At 39.5% G+C, this 26128-nt stretch carries 22 protein-coding genes; 14 read left to right on the plus strand and 8 right to left on the minus strand.

Annotated elements, in window-relative coordinates; genetic code table 11:
• The first annotated feature begins 64 nt into the window (after positions 1-64).
• From vctD to sigZ, 7 genes are all read left to right on the plus strand, one after another.
• Entirely contained in the window at positions 65-1000 is a 936-nt protein-coding gene (vctD, locus tag ED622_RS04075; protein ID WP_122032656.1) for an iron chelate uptake ABC transporter permease subunit VctD, read from the plus strand.
• Positions 993-1943 (plus strand): iron chelate uptake ABC transporter family permease subunit, encoded by a 951-nt coding sequence (locus tag ED622_RS04080; protein WP_122032657.1) that lies wholly within the window; start codon positions 993-995, stop codon positions 1941-1943. The genes vctD and ED622_RS04080 overlap by 8 nt, the downstream gene beginning before the upstream one ends.
• A gap of 8 nt (positions 1944-1951) precedes the next feature.
• Positions 1952-2713 carry an iron chelate ABC transporter ATP-binding protein VctC gene (vctC, locus tag ED622_RS04085; RefSeq protein ID WP_122032658.1) on the plus strand — a complete coding sequence of 254 codons (762 nt, stop codon included), beginning with the start codon at positions 1952-1954 and terminating at the stop codon, positions 2711-2713.
• Between the two features lie 11 nt (positions 2714-2724).
• A complete protein-coding gene (locus ED622_RS04090; protein ID WP_122032659.1) occupies positions 2725-3519 on the plus strand; it encodes a siderophore-interacting protein in 795 nt (264 codons plus the stop codon).
• A gap of 83 nt (positions 3520-3602) precedes the next feature.
• The gene (locus tag ED622_RS04095) at positions 3603-3860 is read left to right on the plus strand and encodes a YdcH family protein (protein WP_122032660.1); all 258 of its coding nucleotides are present in this window, start codon (positions 3603-3605) and stop codon (positions 3858-3860) included.
• A gap of 143 nt (positions 3861-4003) precedes the next feature.
• Positions 4004-4714, plus strand: coding sequence for a glutathione S-transferase family protein (locus ED622_RS04100; RefSeq protein ID WP_122032661.1), 711 nt, complete (start codon positions 4004-4006; stop codon positions 4712-4714).
• A gap of 105 nt (positions 4715-4819) precedes the next feature.
• Positions 4820-5365, plus strand: coding sequence for an RNA polymerase sigma factor SigZ (gene sigZ, locus ED622_RS04105; protein WP_122032662.1), 546 nt, complete (start codon positions 4820-4822; stop codon positions 5363-5365).
• 85 nt (positions 5366-5450) lie between these two features.
• On the opposite strand, the gene ED622_RS04110 is transcribed toward sigZ, so the two are convergent.
• The 4 genes from ED622_RS04110 to ED622_RS04125 all read right to left on the minus strand — a co-directional run bounded on the left by ED622_RS04110 (position 5451) and on the right by ED622_RS04125 (position 7959).
• Positions 5451-6347, minus strand: a complete 897-nt coding sequence (locus ED622_RS04110; protein ID WP_122032663.1) for a DMT family transporter — start codon at positions 6345-6347, stop codon at positions 5451-5453.
• Positions 6348-6469: 122 nt separating this feature from the next.
• Complete coding sequence (locus ED622_RS04115) at positions 6470-6916, minus strand: copper chaperone PCu(A)C (protein WP_122032664.1); 447 nt, start codon at positions 6914-6916, stop codon at positions 6470-6472.
• A gap of 48 nt (positions 6917-6964) precedes the next feature.
• Complete coding sequence (locus tag ED622_RS04120) at positions 6965-7522, minus strand: SCO family protein (protein ID WP_122032665.1); 558 nt, start codon at positions 7520-7522, stop codon at positions 6965-6967.
• On the minus strand, positions 7519-7959 hold the full coding sequence (locus ED622_RS04125; protein ID WP_122032666.1) for a hypothetical protein: 441 nt from the start codon (positions 7957-7959) through the stop codon (positions 7519-7521). The genes ED622_RS04120 and ED622_RS04125 overlap by 4 nt, the downstream gene beginning before the upstream one ends.
• A 117-nt stretch (positions 7960-8076) precedes the next feature.
• Between ED622_RS04125 and ED622_RS04130 the strand changes: the two genes are divergently transcribed.
• The 3 genes from ED622_RS04130 (at position 8077) to focA (ending at position 9855) form a co-directional block, all read left to right on the plus strand.
• Positions 8077-8643, plus strand: coding sequence for a DNA-3-methyladenine glycosylase I (locus tag ED622_RS04130; protein WP_122032667.1), 567 nt, complete (start codon positions 8077-8079; stop codon positions 8641-8643).
• 9 nt (positions 8644-8652) lie between these two features.
• Complete coding sequence (locus ED622_RS04135) at positions 8653-8838, plus strand: hypothetical protein (protein WP_122032668.1); 186 nt, start codon at positions 8653-8655, stop codon at positions 8836-8838.
• Positions 8839-9006: 168 nt separating this feature from the next.
• Positions 9007-9855, plus strand: a complete 849-nt coding sequence (focA, locus tag ED622_RS04140) for a formate transporter FocA (RefSeq protein WP_045104140.1) — start codon at positions 9007-9009, stop codon at positions 9853-9855.
• A gap of 92 nt (positions 9856-9947) precedes the next feature.
• Here the strand turns inward: focA and ED622_RS04145 are convergent, their stop codons facing one another.
• Together ED622_RS04145 and ED622_RS04150 are read right to left on the minus strand one after the other, a co-directional pair.
• Entirely contained in the window at positions 9948-12995 is a 3048-nt protein-coding gene (locus ED622_RS04145) for an efflux RND transporter permease subunit (RefSeq protein WP_122032669.1), read from the minus strand.
• A 2-nt stretch (positions 12996-12997) separates the two neighbouring features.
• On the minus strand, positions 12998-14113 hold the full coding sequence (locus tag ED622_RS04150) for an efflux RND transporter periplasmic adaptor subunit (protein WP_122032670.1): 1116 nt from the start codon (positions 14111-14113) through the stop codon (positions 12998-13000).
• 181 nt (positions 14114-14294) lie between these two features.
• Here ED622_RS04150 and ED622_RS04155 point away from each other — a divergent pair, with 181 nt between their 5' ends.
• Positions 14295-14900 carry a TetR/AcrR family transcriptional regulator gene (locus ED622_RS04155; RefSeq protein WP_122032671.1) on the plus strand — a complete coding sequence of 202 codons (606 nt, stop codon included), beginning with the start codon at positions 14295-14297 and terminating at the stop codon, positions 14898-14900.
• A gap of 107 nt (positions 14901-15007) precedes the next feature.
• Here the strand turns inward: ED622_RS04155 and ED622_RS04160 are convergent, their stop codons facing one another.
• Both ED622_RS04160 and malT read right to left on the minus strand, forming a co-directional pair.
• Positions 15008-15928 carry a DUF368 domain-containing protein gene (locus tag ED622_RS04160; protein WP_122032672.1) on the minus strand — a complete coding sequence of 307 codons (921 nt, stop codon included), beginning with the start codon at positions 15926-15928 and terminating at the stop codon, positions 15008-15010.
• 134 nt (positions 15929-16062) lie between these two features.
• The gene (malT, locus tag ED622_RS04165; protein WP_122032673.1) at positions 16063-18768 is read right to left on the minus strand and encodes an HTH-type transcriptional regulator MalT; all 2706 of its coding nucleotides are present in this window, start codon (positions 18766-18768) and stop codon (positions 16063-16065) included.
• Positions 18769-19164: 396 nt separating this feature from the next.
• Here malT and ED622_RS04170 point away from each other — a divergent pair, with 396 nt between their 5' ends.
• The 3 genes from ED622_RS04170 to glgB are packed head-to-tail and all read left to right on the plus strand — an operon-like array spanning position 19165 to position 26058.
• Positions 19165-21618 (plus strand): glycogen/starch/alpha-glucan phosphorylase, encoded by a 2454-nt coding sequence (locus tag ED622_RS04170; RefSeq protein ID WP_122032674.1) that lies wholly within the window; start codon positions 19165-19167, stop codon positions 21616-21618.
• Positions 21619-21676: 58 nt separating this feature from the next.
• Positions 21677-23854 carry a 4-alpha-glucanotransferase gene (malQ, locus tag ED622_RS04175; protein WP_122032675.1) on the plus strand — a complete coding sequence of 726 codons (2178 nt, stop codon included), beginning with the start codon at positions 21677-21679 and terminating at the stop codon, positions 23852-23854.
• 53 nt (positions 23855-23907) lie between these two features.
• Positions 23908-26058, plus strand: a complete 2151-nt coding sequence (gene glgB, locus ED622_RS04180) for a 1,4-alpha-glucan branching protein GlgB (RefSeq protein WP_122032852.1) — start codon at positions 23908-23910, stop codon at positions 26056-26058.
• The last annotated feature ends 70 nt before the right edge of the window (positions 26059-26128 follow it).

The following is a 26128-nucleotide window of genomic DNA, read 5'->3' on the forward strand; positions in this document are numbered from 1 at the left end:
TAATTCCACTGTAAAGCGTGCTATTTCTTTGAGATAGCACGCTTTGTGCAGGCTGAGGTTAGCTTTGAAAAAGTTATTGCTTGTTCTTATTGTGTTGAGCTTTGCTTCGGTATTCATCGGTGTTGCTGACTTGCCGTTGTCAGCTATTTTCCGAGGAGATACAGAAGCTCTAGAACTCCTTGTTGTAAGTCGTCTCCCACGTTTATTGGCTATTCTGCTATCAGGTGCAGGTCTGAGTATTGCAGGCTTAATCATGCAACAGATAAGCCAAAACCGATTTGCAGCCCCATCAACCTCTGGCACCATTGAGTGTGCAATGTTGGGTTACGTATTAAGCTTGGTGATCTTTGGGCATGGCGATAACTTACTGCTAATTTTTGCAACGGCGATTGGCGGTACACTTCTTTTTATTCAATTCATTCATCGTATTCAATTTAAAAACGCTATCTATGTTCCTCTAATTGGCATCATTTTTGGTAACGTTGTTTCATCTGCTGCAACCTTTGTCGCGTATAAATACGATGCAGTTCAGAACCTTTCTGCATGGACGGTCGCGAATTTCGCCAATATTCTGCAAGGTAACTATGAGCTGCTATACATTGCTGTGCCAATTTCAGTGATCAGCTATTGGTACGCGACGCGTTTATCTGCCGTTGGCATGGGGAAAGATTTTGCGACCAATATTGGTTTGAAGTACAAGCAAATTCTATTTCTCGGCATTATTTTAGTTTCTGTTATGTCAGCAACGGTAGTGATGATTGTCGGTCAATTGCCTTTCCTTGGCTTAATCGTACCAAACTTAGTTGCTCAGTTTTATGGTGATAACCTACGAAGAAACATCCCTCTAACGGCGATTGTTGGCGCGATATTAATCCTTGTGTGTGACGTTGTAGGACGTGTGATCATTTTCCCTTATGAAATCCCAATCTCTATGATCATTAGTATTCTTGGTGGAATGGTGTTTATTTTCTTTATCGTTAAAGGTAAGCAGAATGTCTGATTCAATTAAACTAACGGCATTGGCATTCATAACCGTTCTATTCACCTTTTTGTTTATTGGTATTGGACTGGATGCTTCTAACTATGAGTACTTTTTGTCACGTCGCGTGCCTAAAGTATTAGCGATGATCTTAGCCAGTATTGCGATTGCACAGTCATCTTTGGTATTTCAAACTATTACACATAATCGCATTTTAACACCAAGTATTATGGGCTTTGATGCCTTGTATTTACTGACTCAAGTATTGGTTGTGGTTATTTTTGGCAGCTTTAGTATTTTCTTATTAAACCCATTTGTTAACTTTGCTATGTCAGTGGTGATAATGGTCGGGTTTTCTTTATTGTTATTTGGTTTTTACTTCAAGAAAAACAACAGTAACGTAATCACCTTATTATTACTTGGTGTGATTTTTGGACAGCTGTTTTCTAATGTGTCGTCATTTTTTATGATGTTGGTTGATCCAAATGATTTTGCTTCGATTCAATCAAGTATGTTTGCTAGCTTTAATAATATTAACAAAGACTTAGTTTATTTTTGTGTTATCCCATTATTACTAATTAGTGCCGTGTTATTTCGAATGTCTAACGTGCTTGATGTGTTCTGGCTTGATAACGATAATGCGACCAGTTTAGGCGTTGATGTGGGCAAAATAACCAAGCAGGTGCTTATTTTAGTGGCTATCTTAATTTCGGTATCTACCGCGTTAGTTGGTCCAGTGATGTTCTTTGGTTTATTGGTGGCAAACTTAGCAAAAGAGTTTTTCAATACCTATCGTCACCGAACTTTGCTACTGGGAAGCAGTTTAATGGCAATGTCGATGTTGCTTTCAGGGCAATGGGCGATTGAGAACATCTTTAAGTTTGAAACGACATTAAGCGTAGTGATTAATTTTATCGGTGGTTTGTACTTCTTATCACTGTTAGTTAGACAAAAAATTCAATAGAGAAACGTATGATTTCATTATCTCAACTTTCAAAATCATTTGGTCAGCAAAAAGTGGTTGATCAAGCTTCTGCTTCTTTTATTAAAGGTGAAGTGACGTCAATCATTGGACCTAATGGCGCAGGTAAAAGTACCGTGTTATCTATGGCAAGTCGCTTATTGGCCAAAGACAGTGGCAGTGTGCTCATTGAAAACCAAGAAGTGGTGGATTGGGAAACAAAAGCTTTAGCGAAAAAACTAGCCGTTCTTAGACAATCGAACAATTTAAACATGCGCTTTACGGTGCGTGAGCTTGTTGCCTTTGGTCGGTTTCCTTATAGCCAAGGTAAGCTAACAAAGCACGATAATGAAGTGATGGATAAGGCGATCAATTATTTAGATCTTGCTCCTATTCAGAATAAGTACTTAGATCAATTAAGTGGTGGCCAGCGTCAATTGGCATTCATTGCCATGGTGGTTGCACAAGATACGGATTATGTCTTTTTAGATGAACCGTTAAATAACCTAGATATTAAGCATTCATTGCAAATCATGAAAAACATTAAAACGTTAGCCCATGAATTAGGAAAAGCGGTAGTGATAGTGATCCATGATATTAATTTCGCATCATGCTATTCAGACAATATTGTGGCACTTAAAAAAGGCAAAGTAGTTGCTAATGGCACGGTTGCTGAAGTGATCAGAAAAGACGTGTTATCAGAAATATACGAAACTGAATTTGATATCCATGAAGTTAATGGTCAACGTATCTGTATGTATTACGGACAATAAAGGATTAAGTTATGAATAAGAAACCTTCTCCACGTGTATTGACCGTGGTTAATAATCTACAGCTTACCGCCAATATGCAGCGCATTACTTTTAAAGCAGAAGATCTTTCAAATTTTGATATGGAAACAGAGGGTGGTTACATTAAGCTGATGTTTAATGAAAATGGCGGAACCGATCTTTCTGGTATCGCTGAAGGCACTCGTCCAATGATGCGTACTTATACCGTGCGTAATTTGAGAAAAGAGCAAAATCAGCTAGATGTGGATTTTGTTCGCCATCACCATGCGAATACAGTGATGAGTGCTGAAACAGGCGGCTTTGCTTCTGCTTGGGCTCAGAATGCGGTAAATGGTGATACGATTTCAATTGCTGGACCAGGCAGTATCAAAGGGCTTAACCATGGTGCAGATTGGTTCTTTTTAGTGGCAGATATGACAGCGTTACCTGCTTTGTCTGCAAAACTTGAGTCTCTACCAGCAACCGCGGTAGGCTACGCAGTGATTGAAATTAACCATCAATCAGATAAACAGACGTTAATTAAACCACAAGGTATTGAGCTTGTATGGGTTATTAAATCTGATCCGCAAGATTTAACAGATACGGTTCGAGAGCAAGGGTGGAAAGCGGGTCGAGTTTCGGTTTGGAGTGCGTGTGAGTTTAATCAAATGAGAGCGCTTCGTACGTATTTCCGTAGTGAAAAAGAAGTGGATAAAGACGATCTTTATATCAGTAGCTATTGGAAAGAAGGCTGTACTGAAGATGGGCATAAAGTAGCAAAGCATGAAGATCAACTCGCTGAAGGTTAAGATAAACTTTGCGTGATGGCCCACATTTCTTTTGATGGATTGCTCCTATACTGGTAAACAATCTAATAGAAAAGGAAATGCCAATGCTTAATGAAAACCATGCTTTTATCTTAGATTTTCCAGAGCTTAAATTAGACATTGTTCAGCTAAATCATGACGATCCCGCATTCAAAGCAGAACTTCAAAAATACCATCAATTGGATTATGACATTCGAGAGTTAGAGATATCAGGCAGTCCAATTGATGATGAAAACATGAATACACTTAAACATCAGCGCATGGAGTTAAAAGACACCCTGTATAAGCAGCTGACTGAACATCATGAGCAAGTCACTCATTAATTTAACATTTTATGAATAATGAATCCCTGTCGATTATTGATGGGGATTTTTTTTGCATAAATTTTAAAAAATATCGTCTTTTTCAAATGGTGTTCGTCTTATAGATGTAAGTAGAAAATATTGAACCTATTTGGAGTAACACAATGATTAAATTAATTAGCTTTAAAAACTGCCCATTTGTACAACGTGTAATGGGAGCTCTTGTGACCAAAAATGTGCCATTTGAAATAGAGTACATTGAATTAAATAATAAGCCACAATGGTTCTTAGATATAGCTCCCAATGGTCAAGTCCCTGTATTAATTACTGAAAATGAAACGGTATTATTTGAGTCTGATGCAATTGTTGAATACCTAGATGATAAATATGCTCCAATCGAGGACTTATCAGCAGAACAAAAAGCGTTAGATCGTGCATGGTCATATCAAGCAAGTAAACACTATATGCCTCAATGCGGAGCCATGGGTAGTAAAGATAAAGAGACATTCGAAACGCGTTTGACGAACCTTTCTAAAGCGTTTGCGAAGGCAGAAGGTAAATTAGGTGAATCATTATTCTTTAAAGGGGATTATATCTCAAATGTAGATATCGCTTGGCTACCCTTACTGCACCGTGCGGCTGTGATTAAAGCTCAATCAGGGTTTGATATGCTAGATGGTTTTCCAAAAGTTCAAAAATGGCAATCAGCTCTTATTGAATCTGGCCTTACAGAGAAAACAGTACCACATGATTTTGTTGCTACTTTTAGTGGGTTCTATCTGAAGAATACCTACCTTGCACATGTGATGAATGGTACAGAAGAAGAGTGTGCAACAGGCACATGCTCAACATCATCAAGTTCATGTTGTAACTAGCAATATTTGTAACTTATATGCTTTAATTAAGGTAATCAATGTTATTGGTTACCTTAAATTGGTTGTGTCATTCAAAAATTAGCAGTGTAAAGGTAAGTTATTTGTATGAAATTAGAAGTGATTTGGTCTGAGTATCAATCAAGTTTAAAAGCGTTTTTACGGAGTAAAGTCTCTAATCCTGAAGATGTAGAAGACCTGCTGCAGGAAATTTTGATTAAAACGCATAAAAACCTTACAACGATATCGGATAATCAAAAAGTTAAATCTTGGCTATTTCAGATAGCAAATAACACCATTATTGATTTTTATCGCCAAAATAAAAAACGCACAGAGCTAACTGAAGATGATTTGTGGTTCGATGAACAAAACGAAGAGCAAATAGTGAAAGATCTTTCTCGATGTCTTTTACCGTTTATCAAGCAATTGCCTGATGAGGATGCTGAGTTATTATCTTTGATTGAAATCGAGGGGATATCTCAAAAAGAGTATGCTGAAAAAAGCGGGTTAAAGTATTCAACGTTAAAATCCAGAGTAAAGAAAAGTCGTGAAAAATTGCATGGTTTATTTATGACTTGTTGTGATTTCTCGATAGACTCTCAAGGAAATTTAATCGAATATAAATCCAAATCAGGTGAGTGTGATCGCTGTTGATTTTAGTTAAAGTGCATCTAACGTTTACAAAAAAGCCGACTTATGAACAGTCGGCTTTCTTATATCATTTTACTACTAACAATAATTACGCTTTGATAAGTAAGCTTGCTTCTTGCTTGGCTTTTTTGGTTTTAACTTGAGCCAAGATAACACCAGAAATTACCATTAAACCACCCATTAAATGATAGCTTTCAATCTTCTCGCCCAATAGGATTGCGGCAAGTGACACGGCTACCACAGGCAATAAGTTCATGAACATGGCGCTTGATTCAGCTCCAATAACATCAATCGCTTTTACCCACATCCAAGGCGCTAAAATAGACGCAGCAATAGATGCATACATGATTAATGGGATAGAACTTTCTGTTGGTAATAAATTGTCGCTGGTTAACCATAATGGCGCTAGCATGGCGACAGCAAACAACCCTTGCATATAAATTAGCTGCCAGCTAGTGATGGGCATTTTCCAGCGTTTTAGTAATACACAATAAGTCGCATAGCAACTTGCAGCAATGACCATTAAGCCATCACCTTCTGTAATTGGTTGGTGTAAAAAGAACGTAATATCACCATGACCAAGCATAAAGGTTAAGCCCGCCAGTGAGATCACTGCACCGACAATACTTAATTTAGAGATACGTTTACCCAATAGAGGCAGACTAAGAAAAATACTGATTAACGGTACTAACGACGTAATAAGAGACATGTTAGAAGCCGTTGTCGTTAGGCCGGCGTAATACCCTAAAGATTGGTTTAAAACCATACCAAGCAGCGCCAAAAATGCCAATTTAGAAAGATACGGGCGAATAACATGACGAGATTTTATGACCGAAGGTAAACAAAATGGAGTCAATAAAAGCATCGCAAAAGCCCAACGGTAAAAACTCATTGCACTTGGCTCAATAGCAGAAGCTGCCATCTTATTGATAATAGAATTGCCGCCCCAAATAAGTACGGTAAATAGCGGTAAAAGATAATACATGTGATCTGCATCTCGTTAGGGGTTAATGAGATGCAGTTTGACAGGTCTATTGAAATGTATATATCTCTAATCAGACACTTTGATTTAGTAGAAAGACATTATGGTATTAAACCAGATCACGGTTACATTTTGTGTTTCATTCCAGCCATTACTTTTTTCACAGGAGCTTTAAATTGCTCTTTATCACCATTGGCAAAATTCAGGGTGACATCAATAAACTCTTCTTCTTTTAATGGGCCTGTTAATTCAAAAAGCATAATGTGTAATCCACCCGGTTTTAGAGCGGTGTTTGCATTTTTTGTAATGGTTATGGATTTCACTTCACGCATCTTCATCATGCCATCTGTGTTTATTACAGTATGAAGCTCAACTTTATTTGCTGCTGAGGTAGTGGCTGATACCAGTGTTCGATCGTTATCACCGTCATTTTTAATTGTCATGAAAATCGCGCTATTTACCGCATTGGGTGGTGTTGCTCGTGCGTATGGATTTTCAATGATTAAGTCGCTTTGAGCAAAAGCGCTAGAGCTAAGTAAAAGGGCACTTAGAGCAAAGATTGTTTTTTTCATCGGATATTCCTTTAAGAAGTAATGGTCCCTTAGGGACACGAGTTATTTTTATTGTGAAAGAGATAGCATCGCTTTCACTATTGGATCAGGTGTCACGGTATGAGGCACTTTTGTGATTAATGTTCCGTCTGGTTTTAAAAAGTAAAAGTAAGAGGAGTGATCAATCGTATACTCTAGAGCTGAGTCTTTGAGTTCGGTTTTATGGAAGGTGACGCCGTAACGCTCAGCTAACATATTGACCGCTTGCAGTGAGCCAGAACTGCCTTCTATCTTTTTATGAAAGTAATGGGCGTATTCAGCTGAGTGTTCTGGTGAATCTCTTTCAGGATCAAGAGTGATAAAGATAGGGCGAAATTGAGATAATGTGGTGTCCTCTATTTGATTGAATGCGCCTGAAAGCATGGCTAATGAGGTCGGGCAGACATCAGGACAACGAGTAAAGCCAAAATAGACAATGCGAATACGGGGATCGTTCAGATCAAACAGATCAACGGCATTATTGCTTTCACCATAAAGAGACACATCGTCAGTGACGTTTGCTAAGTAGATCTGTTTTAACGCAAATCCTGCGAAGATGATCGCGATAATGAGTAAGAGTTTTTTCATTGTTGAGCCTTTAATGAAATAGTGACTTCTGTATTTCCATCAGTGAGGGTTCCTGTCCACACCATGGTATTTTGAGTACAAATAGGTAATAGGATCTCGCCTTCAAACGTACTGTCGTTGGTTTTGGTTAGTTGAAAAATAGGATTACCCATTTCCATATCTACCCCTTGGAGAGAAATAAGGAGCTTTTCTGAGTTTGTATTTGGCCATTTAACGGTAATAGGGCTAGGCTCTAAAGGCGTAAGAGTGTCTTTTTGTAGACGAATATCAACCCCATGCTGGGTGCAAGGTTGGCTGGACAGTTGACAAGTATCTTCAATTGCAATGCTTGGCTTCATCTTGTTTTTGACAAAATTAGTCATGTCAGAGAAAAAGAAGCCGATAAGTAATAAGGCAACAACAAATAATATTTTGAATACAGTAGAAAGTATTTTCATACAGACAGTAACTCAAGAAAAAAGTGTGCAAAGGGTAGCATAATGAAAATACAGGATAGAGTACTAGTTACTGTAGTGTGAGCTCAGTTAAGTTGTCTAAGAAAAGAGGTTATAACAATGGATGAAAAGCGTTGCGAATGGGCAGAGGTTTCTGATTTAGATAGAGATTATCACGACAATGAATGGGGTGTTCCTGTTTATTCTGATGATGAATTGTTTGAGTATTTAACCTTGGAAGGCGCGCAAGCAGGGTTAAGCTGGTCTACAATTTTAAAGAAGCGAGAAGGATATCGACTTCTGTTTGATCAGTTTGATATTGAAAAAATCAGTCAATACGATCAAGAGAAAGTCGAAGCCTTAATGTTGGATGCACGAATTATACGCAATCGCCTAAAGATTAATTCGACGATCACTAATGCTCACGCTTTTATTGAAATACAAAAAGAGTTTGGTAGTTTTTCTGATTACTTGTGGGGCTATGTTAATAAAACACCGATCAACAATCACTGGCAAAGTATGTCTGAGGTACCTGCAACAACTGAATTATCAGATAAGCTCAGCAAAGATTTAAAGAAACGTGGTTTTAAGTTTGTCGGTTCAACTATTTGCTATGCCTTTTTGCAAGCAACAGGCGTTGTTAATGATCATTTGGTTAGTTGCCCTTGTTATAACAAAGAACAGTAAGGAGAAGTAATGGATAAGAAATCATTACCTGATGTAGAAGAAAATGTTATTGAAACGGTGGATGTGGACGGAACGTATCAAGAAGAGCTACGTAAGAAAAAGGAACGTCGAAATTACCCTTCTAAACCTGTTTTATATGAGAGACGATTTAAAGAGGATCGTCGTTATAAAGACAAGGTAGACATCAAAATTTAAATCTTATATTTACTTAATGAGTGTGAATCATGTCACATTTTGTGTTTTTTGGAAATAGTTGTAAATTTTCTCAATTTTAATGCTTGCAAGTCAGAAAATCGCTTGTATTCCGTACAAAATAGGAGGATTATCCGCTTTCCTTTTCACTTGTATCAAAATGTTTCTAATATGAACCAGTTCGACTCTTTATTACCGCCACAAATGGCTGAACGCGCTGCTGAAGTTGGCGTAGCAAAAGCAACTAAAGACCCATTTAAATCATTCTTATTAGCAATTACCGCTGGTATACACATTGGTATTGCTTTCATCTTTTATACTACGGTAACAACCGGTGCTGAAGATATGCCATGGGGTATGACTCACTTTATTGGTGGTTTAGCCTTCAGTCTTGGTCTCATTTTAGTGGTAGTAACGGGTGGCGAACTATTTACCAGTTCTGTGTTAACACTGGTTGCTCGTGCAAGTGGAAAAATTAGCTGGAAAAGCCTTTGTGCTAACTGGGCTGTAGTGTATGTAGGTAACTTTATTGGTGCTATGCTGCTTGTTGGTATCATGTTAGTTGCAAAACAATACATGAGTGATGGCGGTGCTGTTGGTATTAATACCATGAAGATTGCTCAGCATAAACTTCATCACGGTTTTTGGCAGGCAATAGCACTAGGCTTAATGTGTAACGTATTGGTGTGTGTTGGTGTTTGGATGACATTCTCAGGTCGTACATTAACAGATAAAATTTTAGTGATGATCCTTCCGGTTGCTATGTTTGTTTCTGCGGGCTTTGAGCACTGTATTGCAAACATGTTCCAAATTCCAATGGCTATCGGTATTAAAACATTTGCTTCTCCTGAATTCTGGGCGGCAAGCGGTTATTCTGCATTAGATTTTGCAGACTTAACATTAAGTAATTTTGTTATTAATAACCTTATCCCTGTGACAATTGGTAACATCATTGGTGGTGGTATCTTCGTTGGTATGGGTTACTGGATTATCTATCTACGTGAGCCAAACCATCATTAATTTGATTCGTTAACTGCTTATGTAGACGTTAGATAAAGAAAAGGAGCGTATTGAACGCTCCTTTTTTATGCCTGTTATTTAGTAATTTTCAACTAGTGGTTTACCTTGATCCTAAAGAACATCGCATAAAAGAGTGGGATAACCACTAATGTCAGTATGGTTGCGAACAACAAACCAAACATAATAGTCACTGCCATGCTTTTAAAGAATGGGTCGATAAGCAGGGGAGCAACACCAAGTATGGTTGTTAGTGCTCCGAGTAATACTGGTCTTGCGCGGCTTAATGACGCATCAATAATCGCGTTATAAGGGTGCTTACCATTTCCGACTTCAACATCCGCTTGGTCAACAAGTACGATTGCGTTTTTTACCATCATACCAATAAGACTTAAGAACCCAAGTATCGCCATAAACTCAAATGGCGTTTGGAATATGACTAATCCTATTGATACACCAATGATCGCAAGTGGTGCGGTTAACCAAATAACCAATGGTTGACGTAGTGCGTTGAACATGAAAATAACCGCTAAGATCATCGCTGCAAACCCATAAGGTGCCGAAATAACTAATCCTTCATTGGCGTCTTTAGAGGCTTTATATTCCCCGTACCAAATCAACTGGTATCCAGATGGTAGTTCTATTGCTTCAACTTTCTCTCTTACTTGTTTAAAGGCATCCGCAGTCAGTACTCTAGGTGCAGGATCAGCTTGCACTAAAATTGTCGGCATTCTATCAATACGGCGTAGAATCGCATCTTCCCAAACTAAGTTTGATGATTCAATTAGTTGGCTTACTGAGATAAAACTGCCGGTTGTTGGGCTAAAGACCTCTGTATTTTCTATCGCACGTTGATGATTACGCTCTGTTTCTGGTGAGCGAGCCACAATTGGAATTAAGTCATTACCTTCACGATAAACGCCAACGTTTCGTCCAGATAATGTCTGAGCGATGGCTTTATTTATGTCTTGTGTGGTTAATCCAAATTGTTGTGCTTTTTCTTCTGAAAACTGAGGACGCAGCACTGGCACTTGTTGACGCCAATCGTCTTGCACCGCAATCAATTGTGGATCATTAATCATGATCGCTTTTGCTTGCTCTGCTAATTGTCGCAGTACATAGCTATCTGGACCTTTAAATCCAGCTTCAATTTTTTTACCGCCGCCGCGACCTAGCATGAATTTCCATACTTTAATCGATGCATTGGTGTATTTTGCATCTAATTCAGTTTGAAGTTCAACCAACAGTGGAGCAATGTTTTGATAGTCATCAATATCAATCAGTAGCTGGCCGTAACTTGGGTTACGAGCTTCTGGTGAGTAGGTTAGCATAAAGCGTAAACCGCCACCGCCCACAAAACTGGTGATATTTGTGATGCCTTCTTTCTGTTTTACATCTTGCTCTATGGCCGCAATAGTTTGCTCTGTGCGCTTAATGTCTGATCCTTGTGGTAAATAAACATCAACCACAAATTGAGCACGTTGAGATTCTGGCATAAAGCCCGGTGGAATATAACGAACACCATAAATAGAAGTAAATAAAACAACCAGTAAAAGACCTACACTGATACCACGATGTGCTAATACCCAAGTTAATAATTGACGGTATTGTTGACTAATACGGCTTGGTGGTGCTTGGCTATCTATTGGTTTCACGGTTAGAAAATCGTGGCATAGCATTGGCGTGATTGTAATCGCAAATACCCAACTTAATAGCATTGAGTATAAAATCACCCAAAACAGAGATCCTGCATATTCGCCCATGTCTGATGGAGAAAGACCGATAGCACTAAAAGCACAAATACCTACAACCGTACCACCTAAAAGAGGCCATTTAGTTGCATTAACCACATCAGAAACAATCTCCTCACGGCTATCATTTGGTGTGGTTTGTAAGCGTACTAAAATACCATCTGTCACCACAATCGCATTATCTACCAGCATGCCTAATGCAATGATCAATGCACCCAGAGAGATCCTTTGCATTGCGATGTCTTGGATTAACATGATGCATAACGTGCCTGCAACCGTCAGTAGCAAAACAAAGCCAATGACGATGCCTGAGCGTAGCCCCATAAATAGCAGTAAGACGACAAATACAATTACAACAGCAGCAATGAGGTTATCAATAAAGTTGGTTACCGACGCACGAACCGAATCCGATTGCATAGAGATAACGTTAAGCTCTATCCCTAATGGACGTTGACCTTCTAGCTCTGCAATGCGCGCTTTTACGGCATCGCCCATATCAACCACGTTACCGCCTGATACGTTTGAAATACCAAAACCTACGGCACGTTCACCATTGTAACGAACCAGCATAGAAGTCGGTTCTTGGTAGCCACGAATAACCGTTGCAATATCACCTAAACGAAGGACAGTATTATTATCCCCAAGGCTTACTTGCAGGTTATTTAAGTCATTAATTGAGTTAATTCCAGAGTTTGGGATCACAGGAATACGCATTGCATCCGTTTCAATACTTCCGGCAACCGTTACGATGTTTTGCTTTTGTAGTACCTGATACACTTTCTCTGCAGACACGCCAAATTGCGCCATGCGCTCGCTCGACATTTCAACGAAAATGGTTTCTTGGCGCTCGCCTAGTGTTGCTGTTTTTGCAACGCCAGGGACAAGAACAAGTTCACGTCGTAAGTCATCGACATAATCTTGCAGTTGTTTGTCACTAAAGCCTTCGCCTGTTACGGCAAAAAATAGCGAGTACACATCAGAAAAGTCATCATTAACAATAGATGCGCTTGCTCCTGGTGGTAATTGGCGTTGTGCATCCCCAATTTTACGACGCAGTTTATCCCACACTTGTTGCAAAGCGGCTTGGCTTTGAGCAAATTCAAGTTTGATTTCAACCGTCACTTCAGACATGCCTTGTTTAGAGACAGACTTCACTTCTTTTACTTCTTGAAGTGATTGAACGGCACCTTCAATAATATCGGTTACTTCGTCTGATACTTCCTGAGCGGTTGCGCCAGAATATGGGGTATTGATTACCGCTTGACGAATGACAAATTCAGGATCTTCAAAACGACCTAGTTTTAAATAGCTTAAGTAACCACCAAATAAGATCAGAGTGATAAGCACCCACACTGAGGTACGCTTAGTAATGGTATAACGTGCAATGTCCATTTTTATTCCCCGTCACTCATTGCTGATTGTTCAGAATATGGTTTTACGATCATGTCGGTTTTAATACTGGTTACACCGGCAATGATAATGCGCTCGTTCATTTGCAAGCCTTGAGTAATAACCACTCGGTTTGCCAGTAATTCACCGGTATTAACCGCGCGTTGCTGTACTTGATTTTGAGCATCAACCACCCACACAAATTGACTGCCTTTGTTATCTGGGACGATAGCGGTTAAAGGCACGGTAATAAGAGTGTTCTCTTCTGCTGAGTCTTTTGGATACACAGGAGTCACTTTTACTGTCATGCCCGGTAATACATTAAAGCCGCTTAATTCTTTAAACTTTAGTACCACAGGGTAGGTTTGCGTTATTGGGTCCGCTTGAGTGCCATACGTACTTAATACAAGAGGAAAGCGGACATTAGGAACAGCACTGATTTGAGCTATCGCTTCTGAGCCTTTTAATTCACCCAACATGACACTGTCTGGAATATTGATAAGTACTTCTAAGTTATCAAGATCATGAATGGTCAATACTGGGCTATTTGCTTGTATTTGCACATGATTGTCGATCATCTTACGACCAACAATACCATCAAAAGGAGCGGTCAATTGGGTGTACTCTAATTGACGTTTTGCTTCTTCTAGTCGATTTTTAGCTAGGTTATAGCGAGTGCTTAACGTATCTAAATCGCTCTTAGCAATGGCTTGGCTTTTTTCATAAATCGCTTTGCCACGGTTGTATTCTGCTTGGCTATTTTTATATTCAACACGTGCTGACTCTAGTGCCGTTTTCGCATCACGAGGATCTAATTGCGCCAGTAATTGTCCTTTTGTTACCTGTTGGCCCTCTTCAACAAGCACATTAATAACACGTCCATTCATTCTAAAAGCTAAATCAGCACGTTCGGCAGAGCGTACAACACCGTTAAAGCGTAATTGCGCATTTATACTTGGGCTAATCACTTCAATAAGTGCAGGGCGAATAGTGTCGACTTTTGTTGTTTCTAATTGTGCTTTGTTTGAGTCACAACCAGAGATTATTAGTGTGCCAATCGCAAGGCTGACAGCCAGTACGGTTTTCTTCATTAACATAACAGTCGAAATACGTGAATTCATTGACTCATTCCTCATGAAAAGAGTGGTTGGTTGAATATAAAATAATCGAGCAAATCATTTTTCAATTACTAAAGTAAACTCGTGAGTTTATTTTATGGCTAAATTGCAATAAAGTAAACTCTTGAGTGTACATTTTTATTTTGAATGGGTAGAATGTTCTAAATTTAGTGATGGAGGGACTATGAAAAAACTGACACGATCACAGCAAAAGCACCTTGATATTATCAATGCGGCAAAAGAAGAATTTATTGAGCACGGTTTTCTTGCTGCCAATATGGATAGAATTACCTCATCGGCTGAAGTGTCTAAACGTACCCTTTATCGTCATTTTGAAAGTAAAGAAGTGTTATTTGAATCGGTATTAACCATTATTAATGACTCAGTAAACGAAAACGTTTCTTATCAATTTGATGAAGAGAAAAGTACCGAAGAGCAATTGAATGATATTGCTTATAAAGAGATAGAAATACTTTATCAAATCTATGGTATCTCTCTTGCTCGCACCATAGTGATGGAATTTTTACGTCAGCCAGATATGGCTAAAAACTTAATAAAAAATATCTATAGTATTCGCGCGATAACGCAGTGGTTCAATACGGCTATTGAAGCTGGGCGATTAAAGAATGTCGATTCAAAATTAATGACAGATGTGTACGTGAGTCTGTTTCAAGGCTTGCTATTTTGGCCGCAGGTAATGAATTTAGATACTGAACCGGCAGGCGATGCGGTGAAGAGTAAGGTAGATACGGTGACGTCTATTTTTATTCAATCTTATGGTATTAAATAAGTGGCCCCAACTAAATAGAGATCTAATAAAAATGGCGGTGAAGATAAGGTGGATAACCTTTCTTTCACCGCCATTTTTGTTTCTATAGCTTGTTCAAAAAATACGTATTACTTGTCGTTTTTCTTTGCGTACATTTCTAAACCAACTACTAAGCCGATACCTAGAATTACACCAACAACAGCAAAACCAATAAGTGCAGGTTGTTGTGTTACTTGCTCATAGTTGAATGGTGATAAATTGTGCTCAATCAATGGTACTTGCTCGCCTTTTGAGTTGGTGCGCCATTCAATCACTTCTTTCCAAGGCCAGATCTTACCTAATGTGCCCGCCATTAAGCCGGTTAAAAAGATTAAGGTAATATCACGGAATCTTCTTAATAAGAAAGAAAGTACGTGTGAAAAGCTCAGTAGGCCAATGGCACAACCTGACGCGAATAGTCCCATTGTGACCAAATCAAGAGACTTTACTGCACCAAGAACAGGGCTGTACATACCAATAAGTAGAAGAATGAAGCTGCCTGAAATCCCAGGTAAAATCATTGCACAAATGGCAATTGAACCAGCAAGAATATAAGTAAAGGTTGATGGTGTCATTGTCATTGGGTTTAGAACCGTAATGCTATAAGCAAACGCGGCACCTGCTAATAACATAACAAAACGATCTAATGACCATTTCTCAATTTGTTTTGCGATATGAATGATTGAGATGATGATCAAACCAAAGAAGAATGACCACAGAGGAATTGGGTGCGTGTGCAGCATCCATGTGATGACTTTTGCGAGTGTTAAGATGCTCGTTAAAATGCCACCAAAAAGAGAAATAAGGAAAAAACCATTAATGTGTGCAAATGCCGCTTTAAATCCTTCACGTTTCCATAACCCTAAAATAGAAGGATTAATGCGACGGATGCTTTCTAAAAGCGTGTCATAAATACCAGTAATAAAGGCAATCGTACCACCAGATACACCAGGAACAACATCAGCTGCGCCCATTGCCATACCTTTAAAGAATGTCGTTAAATAGTTCATTTTAGCTCTATATAGATGAAAAAAAACTTATGCATAATGCACGAAGGTACGTGATTATACATAAGTTTTGTATAAAAAATGTCGTAAAAATGATTATCCCAATATCATTAATGAGATAATTGTTGGCATAGGCACTACTTCATCATACTTACTAGCTCATCAGCCATGGCAATCGCTGCTTTTCTATTCGCTAAATTTAGTTTTTGATATAAATTACGAATGTGAGTTTTGATTGTTGTTGGAGCCACATCAAACTCTGCAGCAATTTGCTCGTTACTGAAACCTGAATAAATTAATCCTAATACTTGCCACTCTCTATGAGTAAGAGGGCTTGTTCTTATCAGCTCTGGCACCTCTGGGTTATTAATCACTTTTTCAATAAAGGTTTCATCAAAATGGGCAGAGCGAGAGCGCTCATTATTTGATAATGCTTTTTGTAATTGCTCAATACGATGCTTTTCAAGCTCAGTAAGATTTCCTTTTTGCAGTAATTTTGCTAATGGCTTTAAGGTGTTTCGGCCTGCCATTAAGAAACTGCCAATGATCCCCGTTTGATTCGATTGCTTTATTGCTAGGTGCATTGCTTCAATTGATTCATTTATTTGCTTATTCTCATACAACAATACTGATTCCATAATGGCATTACGGTTAATATCGGTGAGTAATTTATGTTGCTGAGCAATGGCTTGAGAAGCTTGCAGTGTTGTAATCGCCGTTTCAATATCTCCTAAATGGAAATAGGCTCTGGCAATATTGCGCCATTGAAGCTGAGTAAAGTGATTACAACGAGTTTCAGGTTTTTCTGTATGCGTTAACCAATAGCTGATTGCTTCCGTATTGCCTTTCGCCTGCCAATAGAAAAGCTGAGCTGAAGAGGCATTGGCTTTCCAATCAATATGATAATCTGCTTGGCTTAATAGTTGCTGGCATTTTTCTAGATAGCGCTCGGCTTTGTCTAGTTCACCACGAGCTACCGCTAAACGAGCAAGCATTGAGTAACCACGTAGGTGTTTGGTTTCATCAAATGGAGAAAGAACATCTAACCCTTTCCATGTGCACTGTTCTGCTTCATCAAAACGAAACCAGAACCAGTAGATCTGCGCGCGCGAACGTAATAAAAATTCATGTAAAGGCAGCTGGCCTAAATCTTGGTCTTCAATCAGTTTGAAGCCATTATCTTGTAAATCAAAAGCGGCTTGCATGAAGCCCTGTGCCATTAATATTTCACTTTGTTGCAAAATAGCCCACAACGCTTGGTGATAAATATTATAGGTCATTGCCATCTTTTCAGTTTGCTGCATTAAGGCAAGTGCTTGTGCAAGGTTTCCTGAAACGTGATGGTATTCGCCAATTACAGATGTCGCGACTATACGGCTGCGATATTTATTGGTATCTAACTCTTCAAGGGCTTTTTCTGCAAAGGCGAGGGCAGCTTCAGGTTCATTTTTGTTGATAGAAACTTGAGCGCGTAAAGCATCGAGTTCGCCCTGCATTTGTCTGTCTAACGTAATATTACGTGCAGACATCTCTTTTTGCCCTTCAGATAACAGATCATCCACTTGTAAGTAGTTGTGCTGGCTTTGCGCTAACCATGCTCGAATGATAACTAATCGAGGAGAGGTAAATAACACCTCAGGATCCAATTGCGTAATGGTAGATTCAAGCAACGTAAGCTCGCCATTATTGAATAGGTGCCAGCCATACTGCGTTAAGATCTCTGCGACCAATTGATCATCTTTAGCATTTTTCGCGTGGCGAAGTGCTTGATAAATATTCTTTTGTGATAGCCAAGCGTTTGCGGCTTTTTGCTGCAGCTGTACTTCTTCATGCGCTAAATAGTTTTGGCGTTGATGCGTTAAGAATTCAGCAAATAAATTATGGAATTTATACCAGTCTTCTTTATCACTATCGCTATTAATGAATAGGCCAAATCGGTTTAGATTCTCAATTAATAGCTGTGCGTCATTTCGGCCTGTGACACTGACCAGTAACTGGGTACTAAAGTGTTCAAATACCGCACAACGCATTAAAAATTGTTGGGTTTCTTTATCTAAATGATCAAACACTTCTTCGGCAAGATAATCCCACAAATGAGCATGATTAAGCTGAGCCATCGCCTGTGTTGAGTTACTTAAAGACTGATTATTTTGAATACTATGCAGGGCTATGAGCTGCAAGGCAGATGGCCAACCTTCAACGTGTTTACGAACATTGGTAATCGATTCTTGGTCAATGTCATCGTTAAGACGTTGGTTAAAGAAAAGAGACGTTTCTGATTGGTCAAAAGCTAAACTTTGATTGTCAATTTCAATCAATAGATCTCGAACTCGCAAATTTGCTGTGTTGAGTGGCGGCTGAGAACGACTGGTAATAACCAGAGTGAGATTATCAGGCAAATGCTTAAGGAAGAATTTTAGCCCAAGATGAATCGCGTCATTGGTAATTAAGTGATAGTCATCGAGTACGAAATAGGCTTCTTCTTGAAATGGGATCAGCTCAGTAAATACTTGAGAAAATAGGCTAGATAAAGAGGCAAATTGACGTTTCTCTGTTAATGCTTTGGAGTGAGGAAGATCTAGTCCGGTAGCATTACTAATGGTTTGAACAAAATATTTAGCAAATTTATATTCATCATTATCACCATCATCAAGGCTATACCAACCTGTTGCTTCTTTATTTGATAGCCACTGTGCAGCCATTGTTGTTTTGCCATAGCCAGCTGGAGATCGAAATAAGACCAGTTTGTAATGAATGGCATCTGCAAGTGTATTAAGCACACGTTGTCTTATGATGGCGTTATGCAAGCGTCTAGGAAAATGTAATTTCGATGGTATTAACATAATTATTGTTCTTCTTAAAAATACTAAGAAGATTATCCATAATATTGGAAAAGAATGTCTCATCTACGCCCCATAAGTGTGATCTATGTTTCTTTTTAGTTGTGGTTTGTTTTATAAATCAATCGCTTCTATTGCGTTGTATGATGTAATTTCAAAAATGTCCCAAACTGTGATCTTGTTATCATTTTGTATTTAATGCCGCAAAACTGTGTCAGTTATCACGTCAAATTAGCCTGTAAGCCTACAAAGTTTGAGTTATATCACGCTAAATTATGCTCGTTTTTACTACGCCTTTCTTGATTTTAGTCTCCGCCCCCAAGGAGGAGGATGCGACTATTATTTGAAACAGGCAGGATTACTCACAGTTGATTTATGAACCTTCGTGAGAGATACAAGATGAAAACGAACAACATCAAAGATTTTGATAAAGCGGCATTTCAAGCTTCTGTAAAGCAGCATTTAGTAACAACATTTGGTGCTGATGAAAAAATAGCCACTTCTAAGGTATGGTATTTAGCGATGGGTAAAGCCCTAGCTGAACTAACTACATTTGACCTTGTTGGTACTGAAAATGATGAGAAAATTAAGAACGCACGTAGTGTGAACTACTTATCTTTAGAGTTCTTAATTGGTCGTTTAACAGGTAACAACTTAATTAGCATGGGTCTTTATGAAGACATTACCGATGCAATGGGTGAGTTAGGACATAACTTAACGGATTTGTTAGAAGAAGAGCGCGATCCTGCACTGGGTAATGGTGGCCTTGGTCGTCTAGCTGCGTGTTTTATGGATTCATTAGCAGCGCAAGAGTTCCCTGCTATTGGTTACGGTCTGCATTATGAATACGGTCTGTTCCGTCAGTCTTTTGATGACTGTCGCCAACAAGAAGCACCTGATGCATGGCGTGGCGTAGAAGGTTACCCGTGGGAAGTGGCTCGTCCTGACTTTGCACAAAACGTTGGTTTTTACGGTAAAGTTGAAACGTACACTGAAAATGGCGAAGAGAAACGTCGCTGGGTTCCTGGCATGTCAGTTGAAGGTATGCCTTGGGATTTACCAATTGTTGGTTACCAAAGTGATACGGTTTATCCACTGCGTTTGTGGGAATGTCGTGCAAAAGCACCGTTTAGCTTAGCTAGCTTTAACAATGGCGATTACTTTGAAGCGCAACATGCTCTGATTGATGCGGGTAACGTAACGAAAGTCTTGTATCCGAATGATAACCACGAGAAAGGTAAAACACTGCGTTTAATGCAGCAGTATTTCCACTGTGCATGTTCGATTGCGGATATCTTACGTCGCCACGATGCGGCAGGTCATAAGATTGAAGATCTTCCAAAATACGAAACTATCCAACTAAACGATACTCACCCTACCATTGGTATTCCTGAGTTGATGCGTATTCTAATTGATGAGCGTGGCTTAACATGGGATGCAGCGTGGGCAATTTGTTCGAAGACATTTGCTTACACTAACCATACGTTACTTCCAGAAGCATTAGAAACGTGGAGCGAATCGTTAATTTCTCGCTTACTTCCACGTCATATGGAAATCATTTATCACATTAACTATCTATTCTTAGAAGGCGTAAAACTGAAATGGCCGGGTGATGTTGATAAGCTACGTAAGCTTTCAATCATTGAGGAAGGTACGCATCGTATGGTGCGCATGGCAAACTTATGTGTGGTTTCTTCTTACGCGGTGAATGGTGTTGCGGCACTTCATTCTGAGTTAGTTAAGCGTGATTTATTCCCAGAGTTTAATGAATACTTCCCAGGTAAACTGACGAACGTAACTAATGGTGTGACTCCTCGTCGTTGGTTGAAGTTCTGTAATCCAGGTCTTTCTAACTTGATTTCAACTAAGATTGGTAATGACTGGCCAGCAGATCTAGATCAGCTACGTGATATTGCAAAATTTGCTGATGACGCGAAATTCCAAAAAGAGTTTATGGCCGTTAAGAAGCAAAACAAACAACGTCTTGCGGATTGGGTTCAAGAGAACATGGGTATTGAATTAAATACTGATGCTATTTTTGATGTTCAAATCAAACGTCTGCACGAATACAAACGTCAGCATTTAGATCTGTTAAATATTCTTTCTTTATACCACCGTATTTTGAATGAACCTGGCTTTGATATGCACCCACGTGTGTTCTTCTTTGCAGCGAAAGCAGCGCCGGGTTACCACTTAGCTAAAGAGATCATCTTCGCTATTAATAAAGTGGCAGAGAAAGTAAATAACGACCCTCGTGTATCTGACTTCTTAAAAGTCGTCTTCATTCCTGATTACCGAGTGAGCATGGCTGAAATCATCATTCCAGCAGCTGACGTTTCTGAACAAATCTCTACCGCAGGTAAAGAAGCATCAGGTACTGGTAACATGAAAATGGCCCTAAACGGTGCGTTGACTGTCGGTACAATGGATGGTGCAAACGTTGAGATCCGTGAAGAAGTAGGTGATGAAAACATCTTTATCTTCGGTCTTGATGTTGATGAAGTTGAAGCGCTAAAAGCATCTGGTTACAACCCATACAAATATTACGAAGCCGATTCATTACTGCAAGCGTCATTAGACCTATTGGCTGGTGATGAATTTACTCCAGGTCAAGTAGGCCTGTTATCTGCAACGCGTGACAACCTACTTTATGGCGGTGACCCGTACCTAGTATTGGCAGATTTCGCAGATTATGTTCGTGCTCAAAATAACATCGATGCGGCTTACCGTGATCAAAAGCATTGGGCGAAAATGGCGATTTTAAACACAGCACTTGTGGGTAAATTCAGCTCTGACCGTAGTATCCGTGACTATGTGAATAACATCTGGAAATTAAAAGCCGTTAACCGTTAATTTGAAATTAAAAATATAACAATGAGGGCAGTATTATGCTGCCCTTGGAGAAAAAGCGATGAAAGATAATAATACTCTACATCAAATCGCAGAGCAGGCTGGGCTAGCAAATAGTTACGTAAGTGCTTGGGGCGATGAAGAAAAAGTCAGTGACGATACCTTAATTCGTTTACTGGCTTCTTTGGGTTATGACACTAAGAATGAAGCTACATTGCAGCGTTCTTCTGAAAAAATGCAGAAGCAAGACGTGTTAGCGCCGGTGTCTGTTATTCGTGATAACGAGCCACTTCAAGTTTCTATGCAGTTAGGTAAAAGTGCTCGCATTAGTGAATTCAGTTGGAAAGTAACGACTGAAAATGGTGAGGTCCTTGAAGGTTACCTGCAATCTCAAATTGTAGCGGATAAGCGTGAAAAGGGTGGGGTATTATTATTTTCTTTACCAACATTACCTTGGGGATATCACACATTAGAAGTGATTCGTAAGCGCCGTAAAGCTCCTTACGTGATGACATTAATCGTGACACCTCAAGCTTGTTTTAAACAAGATGCAATTAATCAGGGGAAGAAACTGTGGGGTCCAAGTGTTCAACTTTATACACTAAGAACCGCTCATAACTGGGGTATTGGTGATTTTGGTGATCTAAAACAGTTGGTTGGTGATATTGCAAACCGTGGTGGTGATTTTGTTGGTTTAAACCCAATTCATTCACTGTTCCCTGCAAACCCTGAAGGCGCAAGTCCATACAGCCCATCTTCTCGTCGTTGGTTAAATATTCTGTATATTGACGTGTGTTCAGTACCAGAGTTTGCACTGTGTAATCAAGCACAAGAGTTGGTTGGTAGTGCGGAGTTCCAGCAGCGTTTGATTGAAGCTCGACAATCTCATTGGGTAAATTATACCGAAGTGTCAGCGCTTAAAATGAGTGTGTTGCCGCTATTATTTGCGGAATTTAAAGCGCGCCATTTAGATAAAAATAGCGCTCGCTCTGATGCGTTCCTTGCATTTGTAGAAGAGGGCGGTGAAAGCCTACTTCATCAAGCTGCATTTGATGCACTGCATAATTCACTTTATACCAAAGATCAAAGCATTTGGGGCTGGCCTGTATTCCCAAGTGAATTACAACATTTTGATAATAAACAAGTACAGCAATTTATTAAAGACAACCGTGATCAGGTTGATTTGTACATGTACCTACAATGGATTGCCTTTACTCAAATTAATGATGTTCAGCATTTTGCTGAAGATAAAGGGATGGATATTGGTCTATATCGCGATTTAGCGGTAGGGGTTGCGGATTCTGGTTCTGAAACATGGGCAGATCACGGAAATCTATGTCTAGATGCTAGTATTGGTGCGCCACCTGATATTTTAGGTCCTCTTGGTCAAAACTGGGGCTTACCACCACTTAATCCGCATGCATTAAAAGCAACAGGCTATGATGCTTATATTCAACTGCTTCGTGCAAACATGAAAGCTTGTGGTGCATTACGTATTGATCATGTATTGGGTCTGTTGCGTTTATGGTGGATACCAAAGGGTGAAGATGCGACAAAAGGCGCATACATGTATTACCCAGTTGAAGATATGCTGTCGATTCTTGCGCTAGAAAGCCATCGTTATGAGTGTTCAGTGATTGGTGAAGATCTAGGTACCGTGCCTGATGAAATTGTGAATTTACTTGCTGATGCCGGTATTCATTCATATAAAGTCTTCTTTTTTGAAACAGCAGAAGATGGTGGTTTTTATTCGCCTACTCATTATCAAGAGCAGTCGATGTCGGCACTATGTACGCATGATATGCCAACATTACGTGGCTTTTGGCACTGTGATGACTTAAAAATGGGCGAAGAGATCGGCTTATATCCAGATGCTGAGCAGTTAAAAGCCTTATTTGAAACGCGAGCAGAATCTAAACAAGAGATTTTAAACAGCGTTGATTTCCATGGTTTCCTACCTGAAGGTGTGGGTCGTGATGCGTCATTTGTACCAATGGATAGACATTTAAGTGATGCATTGCAATGTCATTTGGCTGCAGGATCGAGCACGCTTCTCAGTTTACAGCTTGAAGATTGGCTAGAAATGGATAAACCAGTTAACATACCGGGAACTGTTGATGAATATCCAAACTGGCGTCGTAAGTTATCAGTCACCTTGGATGAGATTTTTAATCGCCAAGAAGTGAATGAATTAACTAAGCGTTTAACTGACATTCGTGCTCAAGCTAGCCGAAAATAATAGGAGTATTTACGTTGAACTTACTTGTTGAACGTAAAGAAAAGGACATTTACATGCAGCTTGAAAGGGCTGCATTTTCAGATCCATTTTCTTTTTTAGGTCCACAATATCAATCTTCTGACATTGCCTTGCGTGTTTGGCTTCCTGGAGCAACCTCGGTTAGTGTGCGTCTTTCTTCAAATCAGAAAAGTTATGCATTAAGCTCTGAACCTTCTCAAGAAGAGATGTTTATTCTTAATGAATCCCTTGATATTACCAATGAACATTACCAACTAGTCGTTAATTGGAATGGCATAGAGCAAATCATTGATGATCCTTATCAATATCACGACATTTCCCCGACAGATGCTCAGGCTCATGCGCCAAAAGAGATGTATAACCATTTGGGTGCTCATTTAGTTACGCTTGAGCGTGGTAAAAAGAGTGTTCAAGGTGTGCGATATGTTGTGTTTGCACCGAATGCATCTGCTGTCAGTGTTATTGGTGATTTTAACCAGTGGGATGGCCGTCGTCACCCTATGCAGCGCATTGATAATGGACTTTGGGCATTATTTATTCCAGAGCATGTGGCTGGAGTAAAATATAAATTTGAACTCAAAGGGCCTAGTGGGGAAGCGCTTCCTCATAAAATGGACCCATTTGGTGCGTTTAACGAGCAATACCCGTCTTTCTCTTCTGTTGTTTACGATCAAGCTGAATATCAGTGGCAGGATACGACATGGCAAACACGGCCTGTTACTCAAAAGCAAAAAGAAGCCTTATCTTTTTATGAACTTCATGCCGGTTCTTGGAAGCGAAATGAACAAGGTGAGTTTTTAACTTACCGTGAATTGGCTGAGCAATTAATCCCATACATCGTTGAGATGGGTTATACGCACATTGAGTTGATGCCAGTTTCGGAGCATCCGTTTTATGGTTCGTGGGGCTATCAACCAATTGGTTTATTCTCACCAACAAGTCGATTTGGTACACCTGATGACTTCAAATTTTTTGTTGATCAGTGTCACCAAGCAGGCGTAGGTATTGTTTTGGATTGGGTTCCAGCTCACTTTCCATCTGATTCTCACGGTTTAGCGAACTTTGATGGAACGTCACTGTTTAATGATCCTGACCCGCGTCGTGGTTGGCACAATGATTGGCAGAGTTTTATTTATAACTATGACCAACAGCACGTACGTGAATTTTTAGTTTCAAATGCACTGTATTGGTTTGAACACTTCCATATCGATGGCTTACGTGTTGATGCGGTTGCGTCAATGCTTTACCTTGATTATTCACGTGAAGATGGTGAGTGGATCCCTAACTGGGATGGCGGAAATCACAACCATGGTGCCATTGCCTTATTAAAATGGATGAATGAAGAGGTTTACACTCATTATCCAAATGCAATGACTATTGCTGAAGAGTCAACGGCTTTTCCTGGGGTTTCAGCACCCACGTTTGATGGCGGCTTAGGTTTCGGTTTTAAATGGAATATGGGCTGGATGCATGACAGTCTGAGCTATATCCAAGAAGATCCTATTCACCGTCGTTACCATCATGACACCATTACTTTTCCTATGGTGTATGCATTTAGTGAAAACTATGTGTTATCACTTTCTCACGATGAGGTGGTGTATGGCAAAGGCTCTATTTTAGATAAAATGCCTGGTGATGAATGGCAGAAGACGGCTAATATGCGAGCATACATGGGTTATATGTATGGTCAGCCAGGTAAGAAACTGAACTTCATGGGTGCTGAAATTGCTCAAAGTGCAGAGTGGGATCATGATGGTCAACTGCAATGGTTCTTAACAGAATTTGACCGTCACTCTGGTATGCAGGCATTAGTCCGTGATTTGAATAAAATGTACACTTCGCAACCAGCACTATATCAAAATGATTGTAGCCCTTCAGGTTTTGAATGGCGATTGCAAGATGAAGCCGAAATGAGTGTATTGGCTCATGAACGTTTAGGCGATAATGGTGAGCGTATTTTGGTGGTGAGTAACTTTACGCCATCACCAAGAGAAAACTTCCGCTTAGGTATGCCTGTTTCTGGTGAATATGAGTTATTACTTAATAGTGATGCGAATTTCTATGGCGGCAGTAACTATTATGTTATTGGCGAAGTAAAAACAGAAACTATTGAGTCTCAGGGACTACCTCAATCTATCTCGATTACATTACCGCCACTTTCAACGGTATTCTATCGTTTAAAGTAATCAGTTCAAAAATAGTAAGATAATACATAGCCCTGAATGACGATTGTGGTTCAGGGCTATTTTAATTTAT

Source organism: Aliivibrio sp. EL58 (assembly GCF_900312675.1).
Lineage (GTDB): Bacteria > Pseudomonadota > Gammaproteobacteria > Enterobacterales > Vibrionaceae > Aliivibrio.

What these genes read in the sequence shown, in the direction of transcription:
- ED622_RS04150 (WP_122032670.1), bottom strand. Translation starts at nt 14,113, where the DNA reads ATGAATTCACGTATTTCGACTGTTATGTTAATGAAGAAAACCGTACTG.
- malQ (WP_122032675.1), top strand. Translation starts at nt 21,677, where the DNA reads ATGAAAGATAATAATACTCTACATCAAATCGCAGAGCAGGCTGGGCTA.
- vctC (WP_122032658.1), top strand. Translation starts at nt 1,952, where the DNA reads ATGATTTCATTATCTCAACTTTCAAAATCATTTGGTCAGCAAAAAGTG.
- ED622_RS04100 (WP_122032661.1), top strand. Translation starts at nt 4,004, where the DNA reads ATGATTAAATTAATTAGCTTTAAAAACTGCCCATTTGTACAACGTGTA.
- sigZ (WP_122032662.1), top strand. Translation starts at nt 4,820, where the DNA reads ATGAAATTAGAAGTGATTTGGTCTGAGTATCAATCAAGTTTAAAAGCG.
- ED622_RS04090 (WP_122032659.1), top strand. Translation starts at nt 2,725, where the DNA reads ATGAATAAGAAACCTTCTCCACGTGTATTGACCGTGGTTAATAATCTA.
- ED622_RS04125 (WP_122032666.1), bottom strand. Translation starts at nt 7,959, where the DNA reads ATGAAAATACTTTCTACTGTATTCAAAATATTATTTGTTGTTGCCTTA.
- ED622_RS04115 (WP_122032664.1), bottom strand. Translation starts at nt 6,916, where the DNA reads ATGAAAAAAACAATCTTTGCTCTAAGTGCCCTTTTACTTAGCTCTAGC.
- malT (WP_122032673.1), bottom strand. Translation starts at nt 18,768, where the DNA reads ATGTTAATACCATCGAAATTACATTTTCCTAGACGCTTGCATAACGCC.
- ED622_RS04170 (WP_122032674.1), top strand. Translation starts at nt 19,165, where the DNA reads ATGAAAACGAACAACATCAAAGATTTTGATAAAGCGGCATTTCAAGCT.
- ED622_RS04130 (WP_122032667.1), top strand. Translation starts at nt 8,077, where the DNA reads ATGGATGAAAAGCGTTGCGAATGGGCAGAGGTTTCTGATTTAGATAGA.
- ED622_RS04155 (WP_122032671.1), top strand. Translation starts at nt 14,295, where the DNA reads ATGAAAAAACTGACACGATCACAGCAAAAGCACCTTGATATTATCAAT.
- ED622_RS04095 (WP_122032660.1), top strand. Translation starts at nt 3,603, where the DNA reads ATGCTTAATGAAAACCATGCTTTTATCTTAGATTTTCCAGAGCTTAAA.
- ED622_RS04145 (WP_122032669.1), bottom strand. Translation starts at nt 12,995, where the DNA reads ATGGACATTGCACGTTATACCATTACTAAGCGTACCTCAGTGTGGGTG.
- ED622_RS04080 (WP_122032657.1), top strand. Translation starts at nt 993, where the DNA reads ATGTCTGATTCAATTAAACTAACGGCATTGGCATTCATAACCGTTCTA.
- glgB (WP_122032852.1), top strand. Translation starts at nt 23,908, where the DNA reads ATGCAGCTTGAAAGGGCTGCATTTTCAGATCCATTTTCTTTTTTAGGT.
- ED622_RS04120 (WP_122032665.1), bottom strand. Translation starts at nt 7,522, where the DNA reads ATGAAAAAACTCTTACTCATTATCGCGATCATCTTCGCAGGATTTGCG.
- ED622_RS04160 (WP_122032672.1), bottom strand. Translation starts at nt 15,928, where the DNA reads ATGAACTATTTAACGACATTCTTTAAAGGTATGGCAATGGGCGCAGCT.
- ED622_RS04135 (WP_122032668.1), top strand. Translation starts at nt 8,653, where the DNA reads ATGGATAAGAAATCATTACCTGATGTAGAAGAAAATGTTATTGAAACG.
- focA (WP_045104140.1), top strand. Translation starts at nt 9,007, where the DNA reads ATGAACCAGTTCGACTCTTTATTACCGCCACAAATGGCTGAACGCGCT.
- ED622_RS04110 (WP_122032663.1), bottom strand. Translation starts at nt 6,347, where the DNA reads ATGTATTATCTTTTACCGCTATTTACCGTACTTATTTGGGGCGGCAAT.